We start from the raw sequence: 15,095 nt of genomic DNA, 5'->3' as shown, positions 1-15,095 counted from the left end.
AGGTTTTCCGCTGAATATTCTTCCCTGGGCTCGCCGGGTTCGGCAGGCTCGGGGTGGATAGCGGGTGGGCGATGGCCTACCGGACAAGCTTGACATTGTAGCTCACAGGAATGGTCGTAACAATTGGCGAAGATACTTAGACGGGGCATCCTGGCTGTCCAGGCCGACGTCAGCTTGTCCGATGCGGCCCGGCGGCTGGCGGTAGGTGCGGAACAGGTGGTCCCACAGCATCAGCCATTCGCCGAAATTGACCTGGGCGTCCTCGTATTTGCGTTTGTGGTGCCAGCGATGGGTCTGGGCGACGCCGAACAGGTGGCGCAAAGGACCCAGCGAATAGTCGAGGTTGGCGTGCTGGAAGGCCAGGTGGACGGAAAGAATGGCCAGGCCGGTCGCGACCGTGGCAGCCGGCGCTCCCAGTGCCAGCAGGACGGCAAAACCCGGAGCGCCCATCATCATGGCGTGCAGCGGGTGGCGCCGTTCGCTGTTCAGCCAGTACAGGCGTTCGCTGCTATGGTGCGCTTCGTGGAACAGCCACAGGCGGTGGTGGCGATGGCTCAGCCAGTGCATAAAAAACAAGCCGAAATCGAGCACGACCATGGCAGCGGCGATTTGCGCCCAAGCCGGCCAGGTGGCCGGCCAGGCTGCTGGCGCAGGCAACAGGGCGCGTGCCCAGGACAGGATTTCAATACTGCCATACAGGACGCTTGCGTTGACCAGGAAGTGCAGGCAGTCGGTGCGCGTATCGCCATGATCGGCCAGCCAGGCCGCCTCATAGGGCTGCAAGCGTTCGAGCAGGGCGACGCAGGCAATGGCCGCCAGCGCCATCAGCGGCACGGCTGGCCAGTAGGGCAAGCCTTGCGTGGCGGCCCAGAAAATCGCCGCGGCGGCGCCGCCAAAAACGATTGGATAACTCAGGTAGCGTATCGTCCATTGCTTCATGTTGACCTCCAGTGGTGAAAGAAGGCCAGCGTAAGGGCGCGCGCGTCAGGTGGCTTGAACGAAAGAGCTATCCAGCACGATGCCGCGCAGAAGGGCGGCCGGGTTAAGGCCGAACATCTCGCGGAAAGTACGCGAAAGGTGGGCCGAGTCGGCGAAACCGGCGGCGTGCGCCGCGTCGGTCAGGTTGCCGCGCTGAGCAAGCCGGTGTAGTGCCAGTTCCAGGCGCAGCCATTTACGATAGCTGCGCAAGGGGAGGCCGGTCTGTTCGACGAACCAGTGGGAAAAACGGTCGGGCGACAGATGGGCAAGCTCGGCCAGCTGGAGCCTGCTTGCGCCGCCTTCCGCAATGCCTGCGCGCAGCGCTCCAGCGACGGCGGTCATGCGCGCATCCTGAGCCGAGGGCCGGGACAGGCCGAAAGCCTGCCGCAGCACGCTGCGCAGGGGCTGGCCTGTATCGGCGGCCGCGAGGAGCTGGCTGCACAGATCGTCGGCCAGCAGCGCCGGCGTGTCGGCCGGGGCCTGGAACAAGGCCGTTCCTTCCGGCGTCAGCGGGTCCAGGTAGACCAGGAGCGCCTCGTCGGCGCAGACGCAATGCGGCAGTCCTGCCGGGATGGCAATTCCGGGGGCGCGCAGCGGGCCGGTAGGGAAGGCCACGCCAATTTCGCCATGGAGCGAAATGACCAGCTGGTGCGCGTAATGGGCGTGCAGTGCGCTGTCGCCGATCGCGCCGCGGAATACGCCGAAGCCGGGCGAGAGCAGGGCGTTTCCCGACCAGTGCTGTCCAGGGATCAGGCTGACGCGCACTTGCGCACCGTGTCCCAGGTGCGGGTGGTGATGTCCTTGCCGAAAGTCTTCTCGATCAGGCGCATGAAGACCGGGCCGTCGCTGCTGGGCAAGTAGGTCGAAAACACCTCGCTTCCAATTACGCCAAGCATTTCAGCGCCGCTGATGGGCGGCGGCAGCACGGTCGCGGATGGCGCGGCACGCAGGAAGCTCACCACGCGCTTGGCAGCCGGCTCGGCGCCCAGGCCAGGATAGGGGTCCGCCGCCAGCAGGTCTTGCAGGTGTTTTTGCGAGCGGATAATGGTGTAGAAGCTGCGGCCGAGCGCCTTGGCCATCGCTGCCTCGGCCTTGCGTTCCAGCGCGGCTTCGGAGGCGGAACGGGCGTCGAATGCTACATTGCCGCTTGATAGAAGCGTCTTGACGTTGGAAAATCCGGCACTTTCAAAGGCGGCTTTCAGTTCCGGCATCTTGCAGTTCATCGGGCTGACGCCGCGGAGCAGGGCAATATAGCGAGGCATTGTGTTTCAGATAAGAGTTGAGCCAAAGGGATTATCGTTCGAAACGGATGGCGAGGCCAGCTTGCTGGTGGCGGCCGCCCGCGCCGGCGTGGTGCTCCCCAGTTCCTGCCGCAACGGTACCTGCCGCACCTGCATCTGCCGGGTGCAAAGCGGCACTGCGCGCCACCTGATTGAATGGCCAGGCCTGAGCCTGGAGGAGAAGCGGGAAGGCTATATCCTGCCTTGCGTGGCGGTTGCAACGTCGGACCTTGTGATCATCGCTCCCGCTGCGAAGTTTACGACAAATTGTTAAAGGGGTTTCTCAAGTCATTCTCTATTGCTATAGTAATCGTTATTGCAATAGATGGAATCGCCATGACAACTCGCAGAGACTTCCTCCATATGATGGCGGGCACAGCGCTGGCTGGGCTGCCGCTGCTTGGCCAGGGTCGCGCGCAGTCGGAGCCGGAACCTCCGCCCGATATTTTCGACGCCCAGATGCTGGACCTGGAATTCTGGATCAAGCCGCGCACGATCAGCGTGATCCGGCCGCAAAGCGGGGAGAAGGCCCGGCTGACCTACTGGAAGGATGGCGAGATCATCGACTCGGCTTACCAGGAGCTGTGCCATTTGCTGCGCGACGTGAACGGCAAGGAGACGGCAGCGATTGATCCGAAGCTGTTCGAGACGCTGTGGGGCGCGCAGGCGTTTGTGCAGCGCTTCGGGATCGAGAGCCCGCTGGAGATCTTGTCGGGGTATCGCACGCCGGCTTCCAACAAAAAGCTGATCGAGCAGGGAATTCCTGCGGCGCGGCAGTCGCTGCATATGAGCGGCAAGGCTGCCGATATCCGGATTCCGAACTTGAACGCGGAGGTGCTGGGCAGCCTGGTGCAGAGTTTCCGGCAGGGGGGCGTGGGGTTTTATTACCGCCAGGGGCCGCGGGGCGGGTGGATTCATGCTGATACCGGGCTGCAGCGGAGCTGGAAAGGCTGAAACCGGTAAACCAGTGTCTGACCCATAGGGTCAGACACTGATACGCGGCTGCCGCAGGCCGGGGTGTCTGACCCTGTGGGTCAGACAACGGTTTACCGGTTTTCAGTGGTAGTAATAAGCCGGCGTCGGCACCGCATCCGTCCTGGCCAGCCGCTCCGCCTCCAGGTCCACCTTATGGTCCCACCAGATATTCCACCCAACCCGCTGGTCTTCCACCATTTCCGGATGCTCATCCAGCAGCTTGCCGAAGAACGCATCAAACTCAGATACATATTCGTTTACTTTCATACCGCCTCCTGAGGTTTCGGTTACACTCCTGACCCATGTTTAATCACGATGACGAAGCGGCCAAGCCGCGCTTTCGCCCGGTGCCGTGGACCGCACTGGAAACGCCCCAGGACGTGGAGCTGTGGATTGCCGAGCACGACCTCGCGCTGAAGGAACACGTCGGCAAGCAGGAAACCGGCTACGGCGTGTGTTTCAGCCTGGCCGAGGGCGGCGAAATCTACCTGCAGACCACCGAGGGCGCCGTTATCCTCGATGTTACTCCTGAAGCCGATTGGGTGGAGCCCTTGCTGTGCGCTATCGCCGCTTGCGAGCCACCCAAAGGCCGCCTCTGGACCCTGCCCGAAGACAAGCTGGTGCAGCTCATCCTTGGCCTGTCCGTCCTGGTCGCCAGCACCACCCTTGTCGTCGGTCATAAATTCGGCCGCAGCCGTTCTTACTAAAGGATTCCTGATGCGCAAACCGTTGATCGCCCTCCTGCTGGCCGCAGCCGCGCTGCACGCCAGTGCCGCCGACCTGCTGCAAACAGTCAAGGCGCGCGGCACGCTGAAAGTGGCCATGGAAGGCGTCTACCCGCCATTCAATTTCAAGGAGAAAAATGGCGAGCTGGCGGGCTACGACGTCGACGTGGCGCGCCTGGTGGCCAGCAAGCTGGGGCTGAAGCCGGAATTCGTCACCACCGAATGGGCCTCGATCCTGGCTGGACTGGCCAGCAATAAATACGACGTCATCATTTCGCAGGTTGGCATCAACCCGAAGCGCGAACAAGCTTTCGACTTCAGTACGCCTTACATCTACTCGTCGCCGATGCTGATCGTGCGCAAGGATGACAAGAACAACTGGACTTCCCTCGAACAGCTGAAAGGCAAGCGCGTCGGCGCCGGGCAGGGTAGCGTCTACGAAATGCAGTTGAAGGCTGTGCCCGGCATCGACGTGAAAGGCTACCCGGCAGCCCCGGAAAACCTGACCGACCTGGCGCTGGGCCGTATTGATGCAGCCTTGAACGACAGCCTGATGACGGCCTATTTGCTGAAAACCACCAAGCTGCCAATCAAGGCCGGCGCCCGTGTCGGCGCCGTCGAGCGCATGGGCATTCCCTTCCAGAAGGGCAATCCCGCCTTCAAGGCCGCGCTCAACAAGGTGCTGGCGGATGCCGCCGCCGACGGCAGCCTGAAAGCCATTTCCATGAAGTGGTTCGGTACTGACGTCAGCAAGGCGCCCTAAGCATGGAGTGGCTGGAGCTGCTGCACGAGGCGGCGCCCGTGATGTTGAAGGGCGCCGGTTATACCCTGGTGTTCGCGGTCGCCGCGATGGTGGGCGGCCTGGTGCTGGGCTTTCCCACCGCCGTGATGCGCATCCTGCCCTGGAAACTGCTGCGATGGCCGGCCAATGTGTACGTCAGCCTGATGCGCGGCACGCCGCTGCTGGTGCAGATGTTCGTGATCTATTACGGCCTGCCGTCGGTCGGCATCGAGTTCACGCCGGTCACCGCCGGCATCCTGGCGCTGAGCCTGAACGCCGGCGCCTACCTGTCGGAAAGCCTGCGCGGCGCCATCCTCTCGATCCATAAAGGCCAGTGGTCGGCCAGCTACAGCCTGGGCTTGGGCTACGGACAGACCTTGCGCCATGTGGTGATGCCGCAGGCGCTGCGCATTGCCGTGCCTTCGATGAGCAATACCCTGATCAGCCTGATCAAGGATACTTCGCTGGTGTCAGTCATTACCATGACGGAACTGATGCTATCGACGAAGGAAGTGATTGCCACCACCTTCCGCCCCTTGCCGCTCTATCTCGCGGCAGCCGTCATCTACTGGATACTCAGCCTGGCTTTCGAGCAACTGCAACGCTTTGCCGAACAACGCCTGAACCGCGCGCACCGCCAAAGTTAGCTGCTCGACATTGTCACAAGGGCATGCTAGGCTGGAACCAATATGGATAAAGACCAGCATGCCAGGCAGGCGGAGCAGGGGACCGCCACCCGGCCCGCCGTCCCCGGACTGGCAGGGCTCGATGCACTCTTGCCCGGCGAAGCAGTGCTGGCTGCCATGGGAGGCACTCCGCCAGCCGTCTACAACGGCCTGCAACGCGCCAGCGGCGACCTGCAGCTGGCCAGCGACCAGGACTACTTCAACGATCTCTACCTGCTGGCCCCGGTTGGCTATTTTGTCCTCGCGAGCGACAGCACCATCCTGCAAATGAACCTGGTGGGCGCCGACCTGCTCGGCCTGCCGCGCCAGAACCCTGATGGCGTCCCCTTCCGCAACTATGTGGCGCAACGCTTCATTGCCGATTTTGATGCCTTCGTCAGCAACAGCCTTGCCAGCGAAGAGCCGCAGCGCCTGTCGCTGCAGATGACGCGCGGGCGCGGCGACCGCGGCTTTGCCGTCACGCTGCTGGGCAGCGGCACGCCAGGCATGGCGCAATTGCGCGTGGTGCTGGAAATGGCTGAAGGCAAGCTGGCGGCGCTGGAAAAAAGCGAAGAGCGCTTTCGCCGCATCGTGCACAGCGCGGAAGAGGGGATCTGGGAAATCGACGCTGCGGCACGCACCAGTTTCGTCAATCCCAAGATGGCCGCCATGCTCGGTTATACGATCGAGGAGATGCTGGAGCAGCCGCTGGTCAACTTCATGGACGACGAAGGGCGCGCCCTGCTCGAGCGCAATATCGCACGTCGCCAGCAAGGCATTGCGGAGCGCCACGAATTCAAGTTCCTGCGCCGCGATGGCAGCGATATGTGGGCCACCCTGGCCACCAACCCGATCTTCGATTCCGATGGCAGCTACCTCGGCGCGCTGGCGCTGGTCAGCGACATCACCGAGCGCAAGCTGTCGACCGAGCTGATCTGGCACCAGGCCAATTACGACTCGCTGACGGCCCTGCCGAACCGCAATATGTTCCAGGACCGGCTATCGCAGGAAATGAAGAAGGCCCGCCGCGACGGCCTGTTCCTGGCCCTGCTGTTTATCGACCTCGACCAGTTCAAGGAAATCAACGACCGGCTCGGCCACGAAATGGGCGATGCCTTGCTGGTGGAGGCGGCGCACCGCATTAGCGCCTGCGTGCGCGCCTCCGACACGCTGGCACGGCTGGGCGGCGACGAGTTCGTGGTAATCCTGCCCGGCCTAGACCATGTCACCAGTGCCGAGCGCGTGGCGCAGCAGATCATCACCAGCCTGAACCGGCCCTTCATCCTGGGCGACAATAGCGGATCGGTGTCCGCCAGCATCGGCATCGCCCTGCATCCCTCGGACGCCAACGACCCCGAGCAACTGCTGCGCAACGCCGACCAGGCCATGTACGCCGCCAAGAATGCCGGCCGCAACCGCTACAGCTACTTCACGCCCGACATGCAGGCCGCCGCCCAATTGCGCCTGCGCATCACGCGCGATTTGCAGATGGCGGTCGCCAACGAACAGTTCGAGCTGCACTACCAGCCCATCGTCAACCTGCATAGCGGCACCATCGAACGTGCCGAAGCGCTGCTGCGCTGGCGCCACCCCGAGCGCGGCATGCTGAACCCGGCCGACTTCATCGGCAGCGCCGAAGCCAGCGGCGTCATTCTCGAAATTGGCGACTGGGTATTCCGCAGCGCCGCCGACCAGGCCAAGCGCTGGCAGGAGGAGCTGGGGCGCCCCTTCCAGATCAGCGTCAACCAGTCGCCGGTGCAGTTTCGCACCGGCCCCGAGATTTTCGAGAAATGGATGCGCTATGTCGAGCAGATGCACCTGGCGCCGCGCAGCATCGTGATCGAGATTACCGAGCGCCTGCTGCTCGGCAGCAGCGGGCCGGTGATGGAGCGCCTGCGCCAGTTCAAATCGATGGGATTGCAGGTCGCGCTGGACGACTTCGGCACCGGCCACTCCATGCTGGCCCACCTCAAGAATTTCGATATCGACTACCTGAAGATTGACCGCAGCTTCGTGATGGACCTGGCCGGCGATTCCGGCGACCTCGCGCTGTGCGAAGGCATCATCGTCATGGCCCACAAGCTGGGCCTGAAAGTAGTCGCCGAAGGCGTCGAAACCGAAACCCAGCTCAACCTCCTGAAAGCCGCCGGCTGCGACTACGCCCAAGGCTTCGTCTACGCCCGCCCCTTGCCCCCCAGCCAGATGGGCGCGCTGGCCCGCGGCCCCGCCCAACTGGCGTGATAAAAGTCGGGGTCAGCTCCGGCAATCGGACATTTTCCTAAAGGCCTTCACCGCGCGGCCGACGGTTCGTGCCGAAACGTCGCAAAAGGCTGCGATCTCTGCCATCGTGTAATTGTGCGAGAGATAGGCCTGGGCCATCGCTTCGTGGCGGTCCAGGTAAAGGAGGAAGTAGTCCCTCAGCGGCTGCACGATTGCTTTTCGTTGCGTGCGTTTTATTTCCAACAGGTCGCCGCGGATTTCCCCTTGGGCCGCCAGCAAGCAGAACTCGTCGCTTCCCAGGAAAAGCTGGTGGCGCACTGCTCGGAAGGGATTTTGTTGACCGATGCCGGCCAAGACGAAGTCTTCAAACGCACATATTGCTTGTTGGCGAATATTGCCGAATTGTGCGAGGACGGTATCGCGCTCGAGCCAAGCAGGCGCGTCAACTGAGCCGACCAACGCGCCGTAGCTGCTCCATAGCCAGTGGCTTGGGTGTATTACCAGTCCGGCCCGCACAGGATTCAAGACGGTGTAGCGCGAAAGCTCCCTCAGATATTCGCTTTCCTGGCAGAGGATGGCGTGGTAGCGTCCTTGAAAAACGTGCCCAACCAATCGGTGTTGGCGATTGAAATACTGGGAGTAATTGCCATTGAGGTAACGCATGCCGCGCGACAGCTTGCCTAGCCGTGTTTTCAGGACCAAATGATAGTGGTTGCCCATTTGGCAGTAGGCCAGGACGCTAAAGTCGAAACGCGCGCAAGTTTCAGCGAGCAGTGCCAGCCAGGTCAAGCGATCGCTATCATTGCGGAAGATGGTGGAGCGTCGGTCTCCACGTGCAGTGACGTGGTAGCAGGCGTTGTCGCGCTCGATTCGCAAAGGTCGATTCATAGACCAAGTTTAGGTCCGACCAGCGAAGTCAAATTTGCGTCAGCGCAAGAAATGTCTGATTGCCGGAGCTGACCCCGACTTTTAACTTAGGCGTAACAGGGAGACGACGCGGTCGCGGTTGATGCCGACCAGGGCGGAGGTGAGGGAGACCAGGGCGGAGTAGCCGGGCTCGTTGGCGACATTGGCGAAGACTTCGGCCATCTGGCCCATGCCGGCCACTTCGATTTCCGGCAGTTCGCTTTGCACGCGCTGGGTGGCAGTTGCGAGTTCCTGGCGGACCTTGGCCAGCGCGGCTTCGACGTGCGCCAGGGCTTGCGTTACTTGCTGCAGCGTGGCGCGCATCGCTTCGATGTCGCTGGTGCCCCAGCCTTCGGGCATCACGACCGGGGCTTCGGCGTCGGCCTTGATCCGGTTGAGCTGGCCCGCCGGGAAGCGGATGCCCGAGCCTTGCACGGCCAGCGAGTCGCGAATCCCGGGCCAGGCGCTTTCCGGCGCCGTGAACACCAGCTCGCCATCCTTGTTGACCGACACGCGCACTCCGGCGGGGGCCATCGCCTGGTCGAAGCGGGAAATGATTTCAGCGTCCGAGAGGCCGGGCGCCAGGTGCACCGAACGCAGGCCGGCGGTGCCGCCGCCCACCGAGATGGCCAGCGTCTCGCGGGCGCCGTTGCGCAGGTTGGCCAGGGTCATGCCGCGCACGGTGAAGCGCTGGGTCGACGGCTGGTTGGAGTAGTTCAGTTGCGCGTCAAGCGTACCGCCGGACGCTTGCGCCCGGTTGCGCCAGGTTTCGCTGAACTGGCGTACGCGCTGTTCCACCTGGCCGTCGCGCATGGTGCGCGTGGCCAGCTTGGCGGCGATGTCGGTCTTCAGGGCGCGCAGCTGGGCTGCGCTTTGCTCGAGGAAGTCAATCGCTTGCTGGGCGCCCGAGACATCGTTCTGCAGCGGGGCATCCATATTGCTCAGGCCGCGGCGCAGGGGGGCGGGCGCCTTGCTGGCTGCGGCCTGGTCGATCGCCGCGCTTGCCTCTGCCGGCGTGGTCTCAGCCTGTCCTGCCGCCGGATTGGCGGTGGCGCGGGCGGAGAGGCCGGTAGTGCTGGGGCGCTGGGCGATTTCCATGATATTTACAGTACGTTAAACAGCGACAGTCCGCTGACCTTCGAATAAGCCTGGTAAGTCGCTTGTAGGGCGCTATTGTAACCAGACAGCTGGGTGGCCGCGAGGCCGTAATCCAATTGTGCGATATCGGTGATCGCGATCTTGTTCGACAGGCTGACGTTGCTGTGGTTATTGGCCAGGGTTTCCATCACGTTCTGGGCGCCGCCGAACTGGGCGATCTTGCTGGAAATCTGGTTCAGCGCGGAGTCGGTGCCGTCCAGCGCGGTTTTCAACACGCCTTGCAGGACCGGGTCGCTGGGGCTGACGGTTGGGCTGCTCAGCATGCTGATGGCCTGGTCCAGCTGGTTGAGGTAGACGTCCATGCCTTGCACGGTGACATTGGCCGGCTGGGTGATGCCATTGCCCACCACGACTTCCTGGGTGCCGTTATTGCCGGTATAGCTGTAGCGCGCGCCCAGCGGCTGGGTGGCGTCGTACGACAGCGCCGCGGTCGAGGTGAGGGTGCCGGAGAAGATGTACTTGCCTTCCTGGTCCTTGGTATTGCCATTGAAGTACAGCGAGTCGCGCAGCGCCACCAGGCTGTTGACCATGGAGTTCAGGTCGGCCGGCGTGTTGGAGCCGTCAGAAGCCCACACGAACAGGTCGCGCGCGGCGCCCATGTCGTCGACCATCGAACCCAGGTAGGTCTCATTCTTCGACAGGCGGATCTTCACGGCGCTGATGTTGTCCACGTACTGGCTGACGATGTTTTCTTCGCGGCGCAGGCGCGACAGGCGCACATTGGCGATCGGCTCGTCGGACGGCACCTGGATCTTGTTGCCAGTGGCCATCTGCTCGGTCAGCTTGGCGATCACCGTCTGGTTGATCTGCAGCGAGCGGTTCATGGATGCCTGGAACTGGCTGGAGGCGATACGCATTTCAATAATCCTCAGAACAGCGCCAAGGTGGCGTCAAACAGGGTGTTGGCAACGGCGATCACCTTCATGTTCGCCTGGTACATATTCTGGAACTCGACCAGGTTGATCGCTTCCTCGTCCTTGTTGACCGAGCTGGTCGCGGCCCAATCGTCTTCCGATTGCTGGCGGATGGTGGCGGCGGTGTCCAGCAGCGACTGGTTCTGGCCGCTGTCGATGCCCAGCTTGCCCACCAGCTGGGTGTCGGCATCGCCGATCAGCACCGTGCCGACCGAGGTCAGGGTGATGGGCTGGCCCTTGATCGCGATCAGGTCTTGCAGGTTCTTGCTGTCGCCAGGCGCGCCGTTGGACGAGAACGCCAGGTCCTGGGCCTGGATGCCCGGGACCAGGCCGAGGATGCCGCCGGCGCCGGTGGCGTTGAAGGCGAACAGGGCGCCGCCAGGCGTGGCGGTAATCGGCGGACCCGGCAGGCCGTCCGGCTTGTAGCCCAGCGCCATGGTGTTGTTGACCTTGGTCGCCAGCTGGTTGGCCATGTCCAGCAGCGACTGCTGCAGCGGCTGCAGGGTGTTCTTCTCGAAATCGCCAATGCCGCCCAGCTGGCCGCCGACCTTGGTGTCGTCCAGGCCGAAGGTGGTGCCGGCAAATTTCAGTTCGAGCGTGGCTGGCGTGGTCGACGGATTCATCGACATGGTGCCGGCCAGGTTGCCGACCACCAGCGGCTGGCCGCTGCGCAGGGAAACGCTGCGGGTGCCGTCCGGCTGTTCCAGCACCTCCACCGAGACCAGGTTGGCCAGCGAATCAATGGCGCGGTCGCGTTCATCGACCAGGGCCGAGGTGTTGGTGCCGAGCGAACCGGCCTGGGTAATGCGGTTGTTCAGGGCCGCAATATTGGCGCTGAGGGTATTCAGCTGCGGCAGCATGGCGTCGCGCTGCTGCGTGATCGACACCTGCTGCTGGCGCGTGACGTTGTAGATGCTGTTGAACGATTGCGCCATGGCGTTGGCGGCGGTCAGCACCTGCTGGCGCAGCGGGGTCGACACCGGGTCGACGCCGGCCGCGTTCAGGGCGCGGAAGAACTGGTCGACGCCGTTCGACAGGCTGGTCTTTTCATCGCCCATCACGCGTTCAAGTTGCGTGAAGTAGGGCTGGCTCTGGGTGCGCGAGCCGAGTTCGGAGTTGGCACGCCATAATTGCTGGCTCTTGTACGAGTCGGAGAAGCGCAACAGCTTGCTCACTTCAACGCCGAAGCCGGGACCGCCGGAGCCGGCCGAAGGGGCAACGGCCGACAGCAGCACGCCCTGGCGGGTATAACCCTTGGTTTGCAAGTTTGCAATGTTCTGGCTGGTCGTGTTGATGGCGGCCTGGGCGGCCAACGATCCCGACAGTGCATTGTTGATAATCGACATGGTGCAATCTTCCCTTAGGCTGGGCCGTTGCTCAATGGCATCTTGGCCCGTTATCGAGTAAAGGCGACCGCGCCAATGGGGAGATTAAGCGTCGGTCGGATTTTTCTTGGATAAAACTGAAATTTCTGGCTGGGAAGCCCCGGCAGGCGGCGTCGCTGGCAATAACTGGCGCAGGATGGCGTCGGCGACGCCGAAGGCGCGGCGGCCGGCCAGCTGGTCGGCCACCATATTGTCGGCCATGTCCAGCATGTCGCTGTTGATCGAGTCCTTGTAGATGCTGTCGTCGTCGGCCATGGCCTTGGTTGCGTCGCGCATCTTGTGCAGCGTCTGGGCGATGAAGAAGCTCTCGAACTTGACGGCGGCATCGGTGGCCTTGTCGCGATAGCGTACTTCCTCGGTCTGCGGGGCAGGGGCGGCCTGCCCGAGCTTGCTGTCGTCGGCGCCGATGCCCAGCTTGCGTACCGGCAGGGGGGCGAAGCGGCCGTCCATCAGATCACCACCAGTTCGCCTTCGATGGCGCCGGCCTGGTCCAGGGCTTGCAGGATTGCCATGATGTCATCCGGCGTCGCGCCCAGGCTGTTGACCACGTCGATGATGGCTTGCAGCTTGGCGCCTGCCGGCCATTTGAACATTTGCGGCTTGGCTTCATTCACCGCCACGTTCGATTGCGGGGTGATGGCCGTCTGGCCCTGGCTGAAGGGCGCCGGCTGGCTGACCTTCGAGCTTTCCGAAATGACCACCTTGAGCGAGCCGTGGGTAACGGCGGCCGCCTTCACGCGCAGGCCATCAGCGATGACCACGGTGCCGGTACGCGAGTTGAACACGACTTTCGGCACGTCCTGGCCGACTTCGATCGGCAGCGCTTCCAGCTTGGCCATGAAGGCCACGCGCTGGGTCGGGTTCTGCGGCGCCAGCACGTCGATGCCGGTGCCGTCCGCCGTGCTGGCCACGTCGCCGAACTTGCGGTTGATCGCTTCCACGATATTGGTGGCGGTCTCGAAGTTCGGCTGCTTCAGCGACAGGTGCACTGATGGCTTGCTGGCGAAGTCGGTGGCGATTTCGCGTTCGATCACGGCGCCGTTCGGGATGCGGCCGGCGGTCGGGGTGTTGACGGTGACCGAGGAGCCGCTCTTGCCGGCGGCGGACAGGCCGCCCACCACCACATTGCCCTGGGCCAGCGCGTAGACTTCGTTGTCGGCGGCTTTGAGCGGGGTCAGCAGCAGGGAGCCGCCGCGCAGGCTCTTGGCGTCGCCCAGCGAGGAGACCGTGACGTCGATCGGCTGGCCGCGGCGGTAGCCTGGCGGGAACACGGCGGACACCATCACGGCAGCCACGTTCTTGGACTTGGCGTCGGCGCCATCCGGCATTTTCACGCCGAACTGCTTGAGCATGTTGACCACCGACTGGCTGGCGAACTTGACCTGGGTCGAGTCGCCGGAGCCGTTCAGGCCGACCACCAGGCCGTAGCCGACCAGGGGGTTGTCGCGCACGCCTTCGATGGCGACCAGGTTGCGCAGCTGGGGGGCGGCGGTGGCGGGGATGGCGATGGCCAGCAGCAGGGCTGCCACAAACCGGTAAACCCGTGTCAGACCCGCAGGGTCAGACACGTGCCTGCGGCCGTCGCGTGCCAGTGTCTGACCCTGCGGGTCAGACACTGCTTTGCCGGTTTGGAAGCGGAACATAGTCATACCTCAGAAAGGCATCAAGGGACCAAGGAAGAAGCGCGTCAGCCAGCCCGGCTGGTTGGTATCGGCCAGTGTGCCTTGCGCGCCGTAGGCGATGCGGGCATTGGCGATGCGCTGCGACGACACCATATTGTTGGCATCGATATCGGCCGCGCGCAGGAAGCCGCGCAGGCGCACGAATTCCTCGCCCTGGTTCAGGGTCAGCATTTTTTCGCCGGCGACCTTGAGCAAGCCGTTCGGCATCACTTCCTGCACGATCACGGTGATCGCGCCGCTCAGGGCATTCTGCTGGGTGCTCTGGGCATCGCCCTTGAAGCCGCGCTCAGCCGAAATATCGACGCCGGCCTTCGGGAAAGTCTTGCCCAGCAGGCCGGGCGAGGCGATGCCGACGCTGGAATCCTTGGCCAGGGTGGTGCCGGCACTCTTCGATGCCTGCGTGGTTTCCTGCAGGATCACGGTGACGATATCGCCGACGCGGAAGGCGCGGCTGTCCGACACCAGCGAGATGCTGCTGTCCGGATTGAAGACGCCACCTGAGGTGCCGCGCGGCAAGGCGCTGCGCGACACGGCAGGGGTTTCGTCGAACGGCGCCGGGCGCACGGTCGGCTGCAGGCTGGAGCAGCCAGCCAGCAGGACCAGGGCCAGCGCGGGCAGGGCGGTTTTCATCAGCGTGCGGCCTGTGCCAGGTACTGCAGCATATTATCCGCTGCCGTCAGAACTTTGGTGTTCATTTCGTAGGTGCGCTGGGCTGCGATCATGTCCACCATCTCTTCCACCACCTGCACGTTGGAGCCCTCCAGGGCACCCTGCTTGAGCTTGCCGAACTGGGCGTCGCCCGGACGGCCTTCGGTCGGGGCGCCGGAGGCCGGGGTTTCGGCAAACAGGTTTTCACCCAGCGCCTGCAAGCCGGTCGGGTTGATGAAGGAGGTCAGGGTCAACTGGCCCAGTTCGGTCGGGGTGGTGTTGCCCGGAATCGTGGCCGACACGGTGCCGTTTTCGCCGATGGTGATGGCGGTGGCATTGGCCGGCACGGTGATCTGCGGCACCAGCGGCAGGCCGGAGGCGTTGACCAGCACGCCGTCCTTGTCGACCTGCAACTGGCCGGCGCGGGTAAATGCCGGCTCGCCGTTCGGGCGGCGCACCTGCAGGAAACCATTGCCCATCACGGCCACGTCGAGCGCGTTGTTGGTGGTTTGCACATTGCCGTTGGTGAAAATCTTCTGGGTGCCGACCAGGTGGGTACCGTTACCCATCTGCACGCCGGACGGGTTCAGGGTGTTGTTGTCGGCACGCTGGGCGCCCGGCTGCTGGTCGATCGAATAGAACAGGTCTTCGAACACCACGCGGTCGCGCTTGAAGCCGACGGTGTTGGCGTTGGCCAGGTTGTTGGCGATGGCCTGCAGCTTCGCGTCTTGCGCCTGCACGCCGGTCTTGCTGATCCACATTGCTGGATTCATCGTGA

General features: G+C 63.4%; 18 protein-coding genes. 6 read left to right on the top strand and 12 right to left on the bottom strand.

Going from position 1 to position 15,095, the window contains the following annotated elements; translation table 11 throughout:
* Nucleotides 1-102: 102 nt before the first annotated feature.
* Genes ACN9MY_RS19175 through ACN9MY_RS19165 form a run of 3 tightly spaced genes read right to left on the bottom strand, consistent with a single transcriptional unit; the run spans nucleotide 103 to nucleotide 2,240 of the window.
* Entirely contained in the window at nucleotides 103-939 is an 837-nt protein-coding gene (locus ACN9MY_RS19175; RefSeq protein ID WP_426335967.1) for a sterol desaturase family protein, read from the bottom strand.
* Between the two features lie 45 nt (nucleotides 940-984).
* Nucleotides 985-1,743, bottom strand: coding sequence for a helix-turn-helix domain-containing protein (locus ACN9MY_RS19170; protein ID WP_426335966.1), 759 nt, complete (start codon nucleotides 1,741-1,743; stop codon nucleotides 985-987).
* Complete coding sequence (locus tag ACN9MY_RS19165; protein ID WP_426318318.1) at nucleotides 1,728-2,240, bottom strand: DUF1697 domain-containing protein; 513 nt, start codon at nucleotides 2,238-2,240, stop codon at nucleotides 1,728-1,730. The genes ACN9MY_RS19170 and ACN9MY_RS19165 overlap by 16 nt, the downstream gene beginning before the upstream one ends.
* Before the next feature lie 10 nt (nucleotides 2,241-2,250).
* Between ACN9MY_RS19165 and ACN9MY_RS19160 the strand changes: the two genes are divergently transcribed.
* Nucleotides 2,251-2,532, top strand: coding sequence for a 2Fe-2S iron-sulfur cluster-binding protein (locus tag ACN9MY_RS19160; protein ID WP_426337645.1), 282 nt, complete (start codon nucleotides 2,251-2,253; stop codon nucleotides 2,530-2,532).
* Nucleotides 2,533-2,624: 92 nt separating this feature from the next.
* Nucleotides 2,625-3,212: a YcbK family protein gene (locus ACN9MY_RS19155; RefSeq protein WP_426172242.1), complete on the top strand. Its 588-nt coding sequence runs from the start codon at nucleotides 2,625-2,627 to the stop codon at nucleotides 3,210-3,212.
* 102 nt (nucleotides 3,213-3,314) lie between these two features.
* On the opposite strand, the gene ACN9MY_RS19150 is transcribed toward ACN9MY_RS19155, so the two are convergent.
* Entirely contained in the window at nucleotides 3,315-3,500 is a 186-nt protein-coding gene (locus ACN9MY_RS19150) for a DUF3460 family protein (RefSeq protein ID WP_426335965.1), read from the bottom strand.
* Nucleotides 3,501-3,535: 35 nt separating this feature from the next.
* Between ACN9MY_RS19150 and ACN9MY_RS19145 the strand changes: the two genes are divergently transcribed.
* From ACN9MY_RS19145 to ACN9MY_RS19130, 4 genes are read left to right on the top strand one after another with little or no spacing between them, the layout of a single operon-like run.
* Nucleotides 3,536-3,940 carry a hypothetical protein gene (locus ACN9MY_RS19145; RefSeq protein ID WP_426335964.1) on the top strand — a complete coding sequence of 135 codons (405 nt, stop codon included), beginning with the start codon at nucleotides 3,536-3,538 and terminating at the stop codon, nucleotides 3,938-3,940.
* A gap of 10 nt (nucleotides 3,941-3,950) precedes the next feature.
* The gene (locus tag ACN9MY_RS19140; RefSeq protein ID WP_426162078.1) at nucleotides 3,951-4,721 is read left to right on the top strand and encodes a transporter substrate-binding domain-containing protein; all 771 of its coding nucleotides are present in this window, start codon (nucleotides 3,951-3,953) and stop codon (nucleotides 4,719-4,721) included.
* Nucleotides 4,722-4,723: 2 nt separating this feature from the next.
* The gene (locus ACN9MY_RS19135; protein WP_426162077.1) at nucleotides 4,724-5,386 is read left to right on the top strand and encodes an amino acid ABC transporter permease; all 663 of its coding nucleotides are present in this window, start codon (nucleotides 4,724-4,726) and stop codon (nucleotides 5,384-5,386) included.
* Nucleotides 5,387-5,428: 42 nt separating this feature from the next.
* Nucleotides 5,429-7,645: a putative bifunctional diguanylate cyclase/phosphodiesterase gene (locus ACN9MY_RS19130; protein WP_426335963.1), complete on the top strand. Its 2,217-nt coding sequence runs from the start codon at nucleotides 5,429-5,431 to the stop codon at nucleotides 7,643-7,645.
* Between the two features lie 12 nt (nucleotides 7,646-7,657).
* On the opposite strand, the gene ACN9MY_RS19125 is transcribed toward ACN9MY_RS19130, so the two are convergent.
* The 8 genes from ACN9MY_RS19125 to flgG all read right to left on the bottom strand — a co-directional run bounded on the left by ACN9MY_RS19125 (nucleotide 7,658) and on the right by flgG (nucleotide 15,090).
* Entirely contained in the window at nucleotides 7,658-8,500 is an 843-nt protein-coding gene (locus ACN9MY_RS19125) for a transposase (RefSeq protein WP_426335962.1), read from the bottom strand.
* 93 nt (nucleotides 8,501-8,593) lie between these two features.
* Entirely contained in the window at nucleotides 8,594-9,628 is a 1,035-nt protein-coding gene (locus ACN9MY_RS19120) for a hypothetical protein (protein WP_426162074.1), read from the bottom strand.
* A 5-nt stretch (nucleotides 9,629-9,633) separates the two neighbouring features.
* On the bottom strand, nucleotides 9,634-10,545 hold the full coding sequence (gene flgL, locus ACN9MY_RS19115; RefSeq protein ID WP_426162073.1) for a flagellar hook-associated protein FlgL: 912 nt from the start codon (nucleotides 10,543-10,545) through the stop codon (nucleotides 9,634-9,636).
* Between the two features lie 11 nt (nucleotides 10,546-10,556).
* A complete protein-coding gene (gene flgK / locus ACN9MY_RS19110; protein ID WP_426335961.1) occupies nucleotides 10,557-11,948 on the bottom strand; it encodes a flagellar hook-associated protein FlgK in 1,392 nt (463 codons plus the stop codon).
* An 84-nt stretch (nucleotides 11,949-12,032) separates the two neighbouring features.
* Nucleotides 12,033-12,437 (bottom strand): rod-binding protein, encoded by a 405-nt coding sequence (locus tag ACN9MY_RS19105; RefSeq protein ID WP_426335960.1) that lies wholly within the window; start codon nucleotides 12,435-12,437, stop codon nucleotides 12,033-12,035.
* Entirely contained in the window at nucleotides 12,437-13,516 is a 1,080-nt protein-coding gene (locus ACN9MY_RS19100) for a flagellar basal body P-ring protein FlgI (RefSeq protein WP_426335959.1), read from the bottom strand. Before ACN9MY_RS19100 ends, ACN9MY_RS19105 begins: the two co-directional genes overlap by 1 nt.
* A gap of 123 nt (nucleotides 13,517-13,639) precedes the next feature.
* Complete coding sequence (flgH, locus tag ACN9MY_RS19095; RefSeq protein WP_426335958.1) at nucleotides 13,640-14,299, bottom strand: flagellar basal body L-ring protein FlgH; 660 nt, start codon at nucleotides 14,297-14,299, stop codon at nucleotides 13,640-13,642.
* Nucleotides 14,299-15,090, bottom strand: coding sequence for a flagellar basal-body rod protein FlgG (flgG, locus tag ACN9MY_RS19090; RefSeq protein ID WP_207232845.1), 792 nt, complete (start codon nucleotides 15,088-15,090; stop codon nucleotides 14,299-14,301). The genes flgH and flgG overlap by 1 nt, the downstream gene beginning before the upstream one ends.
* Nucleotides 15,091-15,095 lie beyond the last annotated feature (5 nt).

Source organism: Pseudoduganella sp. R-31, assembly GCF_049913235.1.
Lineage (GTDB): Bacteria > Pseudomonadota > Gammaproteobacteria > Burkholderiales > Burkholderiaceae_D > Rugamonas.
Note: the sequence above shows the minus strand (reverse complement) of the source record. Positions and strands in the feature narration are given on the sequence as shown.

Excerpts from the sequence above, each read along its gene's own strand:
- ACN9MY_RS19150 (WP_426335965.1), bottom strand. The coding sequence starts at position 3,500 with ATGAAAGTAAACGAATATGTATCTGAGTTTGATGCGTTCTTCGGCAAG.
- flgL (WP_426162073.1), bottom strand. The coding sequence starts at position 10,545 with ATGCGTATCGCCTCCAGCCAGTTCCAGGCATCCATGAACCGCTCGCTG.
- ACN9MY_RS19145 (WP_426335964.1), top strand. The coding sequence starts at position 3,536 with ATGTTTAATCACGATGACGAAGCGGCCAAGCCGCGCTTTCGCCCGGTG.
- flgK (WP_426335961.1), bottom strand. The coding sequence starts at position 11,948 with ATGTCGATTATCAACAATGCACTGTCGGGATCGTTGGCCGCCCAGGCC.
- flgH (WP_426335958.1), bottom strand. The coding sequence starts at position 14,299 with ATGAAAACCGCCCTGCCCGCGCTGGCCCTGGTCCTGCTGGCTGGCTGC.
- ACN9MY_RS19130 (WP_426335963.1), top strand. The coding sequence starts at position 5,429 with ATGGATAAAGACCAGCATGCCAGGCAGGCGGAGCAGGGGACCGCCACC.
- flgG (WP_207232845.1), bottom strand. The coding sequence starts at position 15,090 with ATGAATCCAGCAATGTGGATCAGCAAGACCGGCGTGCAGGCGCAAGAC.
- ACN9MY_RS19165 (WP_426318318.1), bottom strand. The coding sequence starts at position 2,240 with ATGCCTCGCTATATTGCCCTGCTCCGCGGCGTCAGCCCGATGAACTGC.
- ACN9MY_RS19155 (WP_426172242.1), top strand. The coding sequence starts at position 2,625 with ATGGCGGGCACAGCGCTGGCTGGGCTGCCGCTGCTTGGCCAGGGTCGC.
- ACN9MY_RS19175 (WP_426335967.1), bottom strand. The coding sequence starts at position 939 with ATGAAGCAATGGACGATACGCTACCTGAGTTATCCAATCGTTTTTGGC.
- ACN9MY_RS19120 (WP_426162074.1), bottom strand. The coding sequence starts at position 9,628 with ATGGAAATCGCCCAGCGCCCCAGCACTACCGGCCTCTCCGCCCGCGCC.
- ACN9MY_RS19105 (WP_426335960.1), bottom strand. The coding sequence starts at position 12,437 with ATGGACGGCCGCTTCGCCCCCCTGCCGGTACGCAAGCTGGGCATCGGC.
- ACN9MY_RS19140 (WP_426162078.1), top strand. The coding sequence starts at position 3,951 with ATGCGCAAACCGTTGATCGCCCTCCTGCTGGCCGCAGCCGCGCTGCAC.
- ACN9MY_RS19135 (WP_426162077.1), top strand. The coding sequence starts at position 4,724 with ATGGAGTGGCTGGAGCTGCTGCACGAGGCGGCGCCCGTGATGTTGAAG.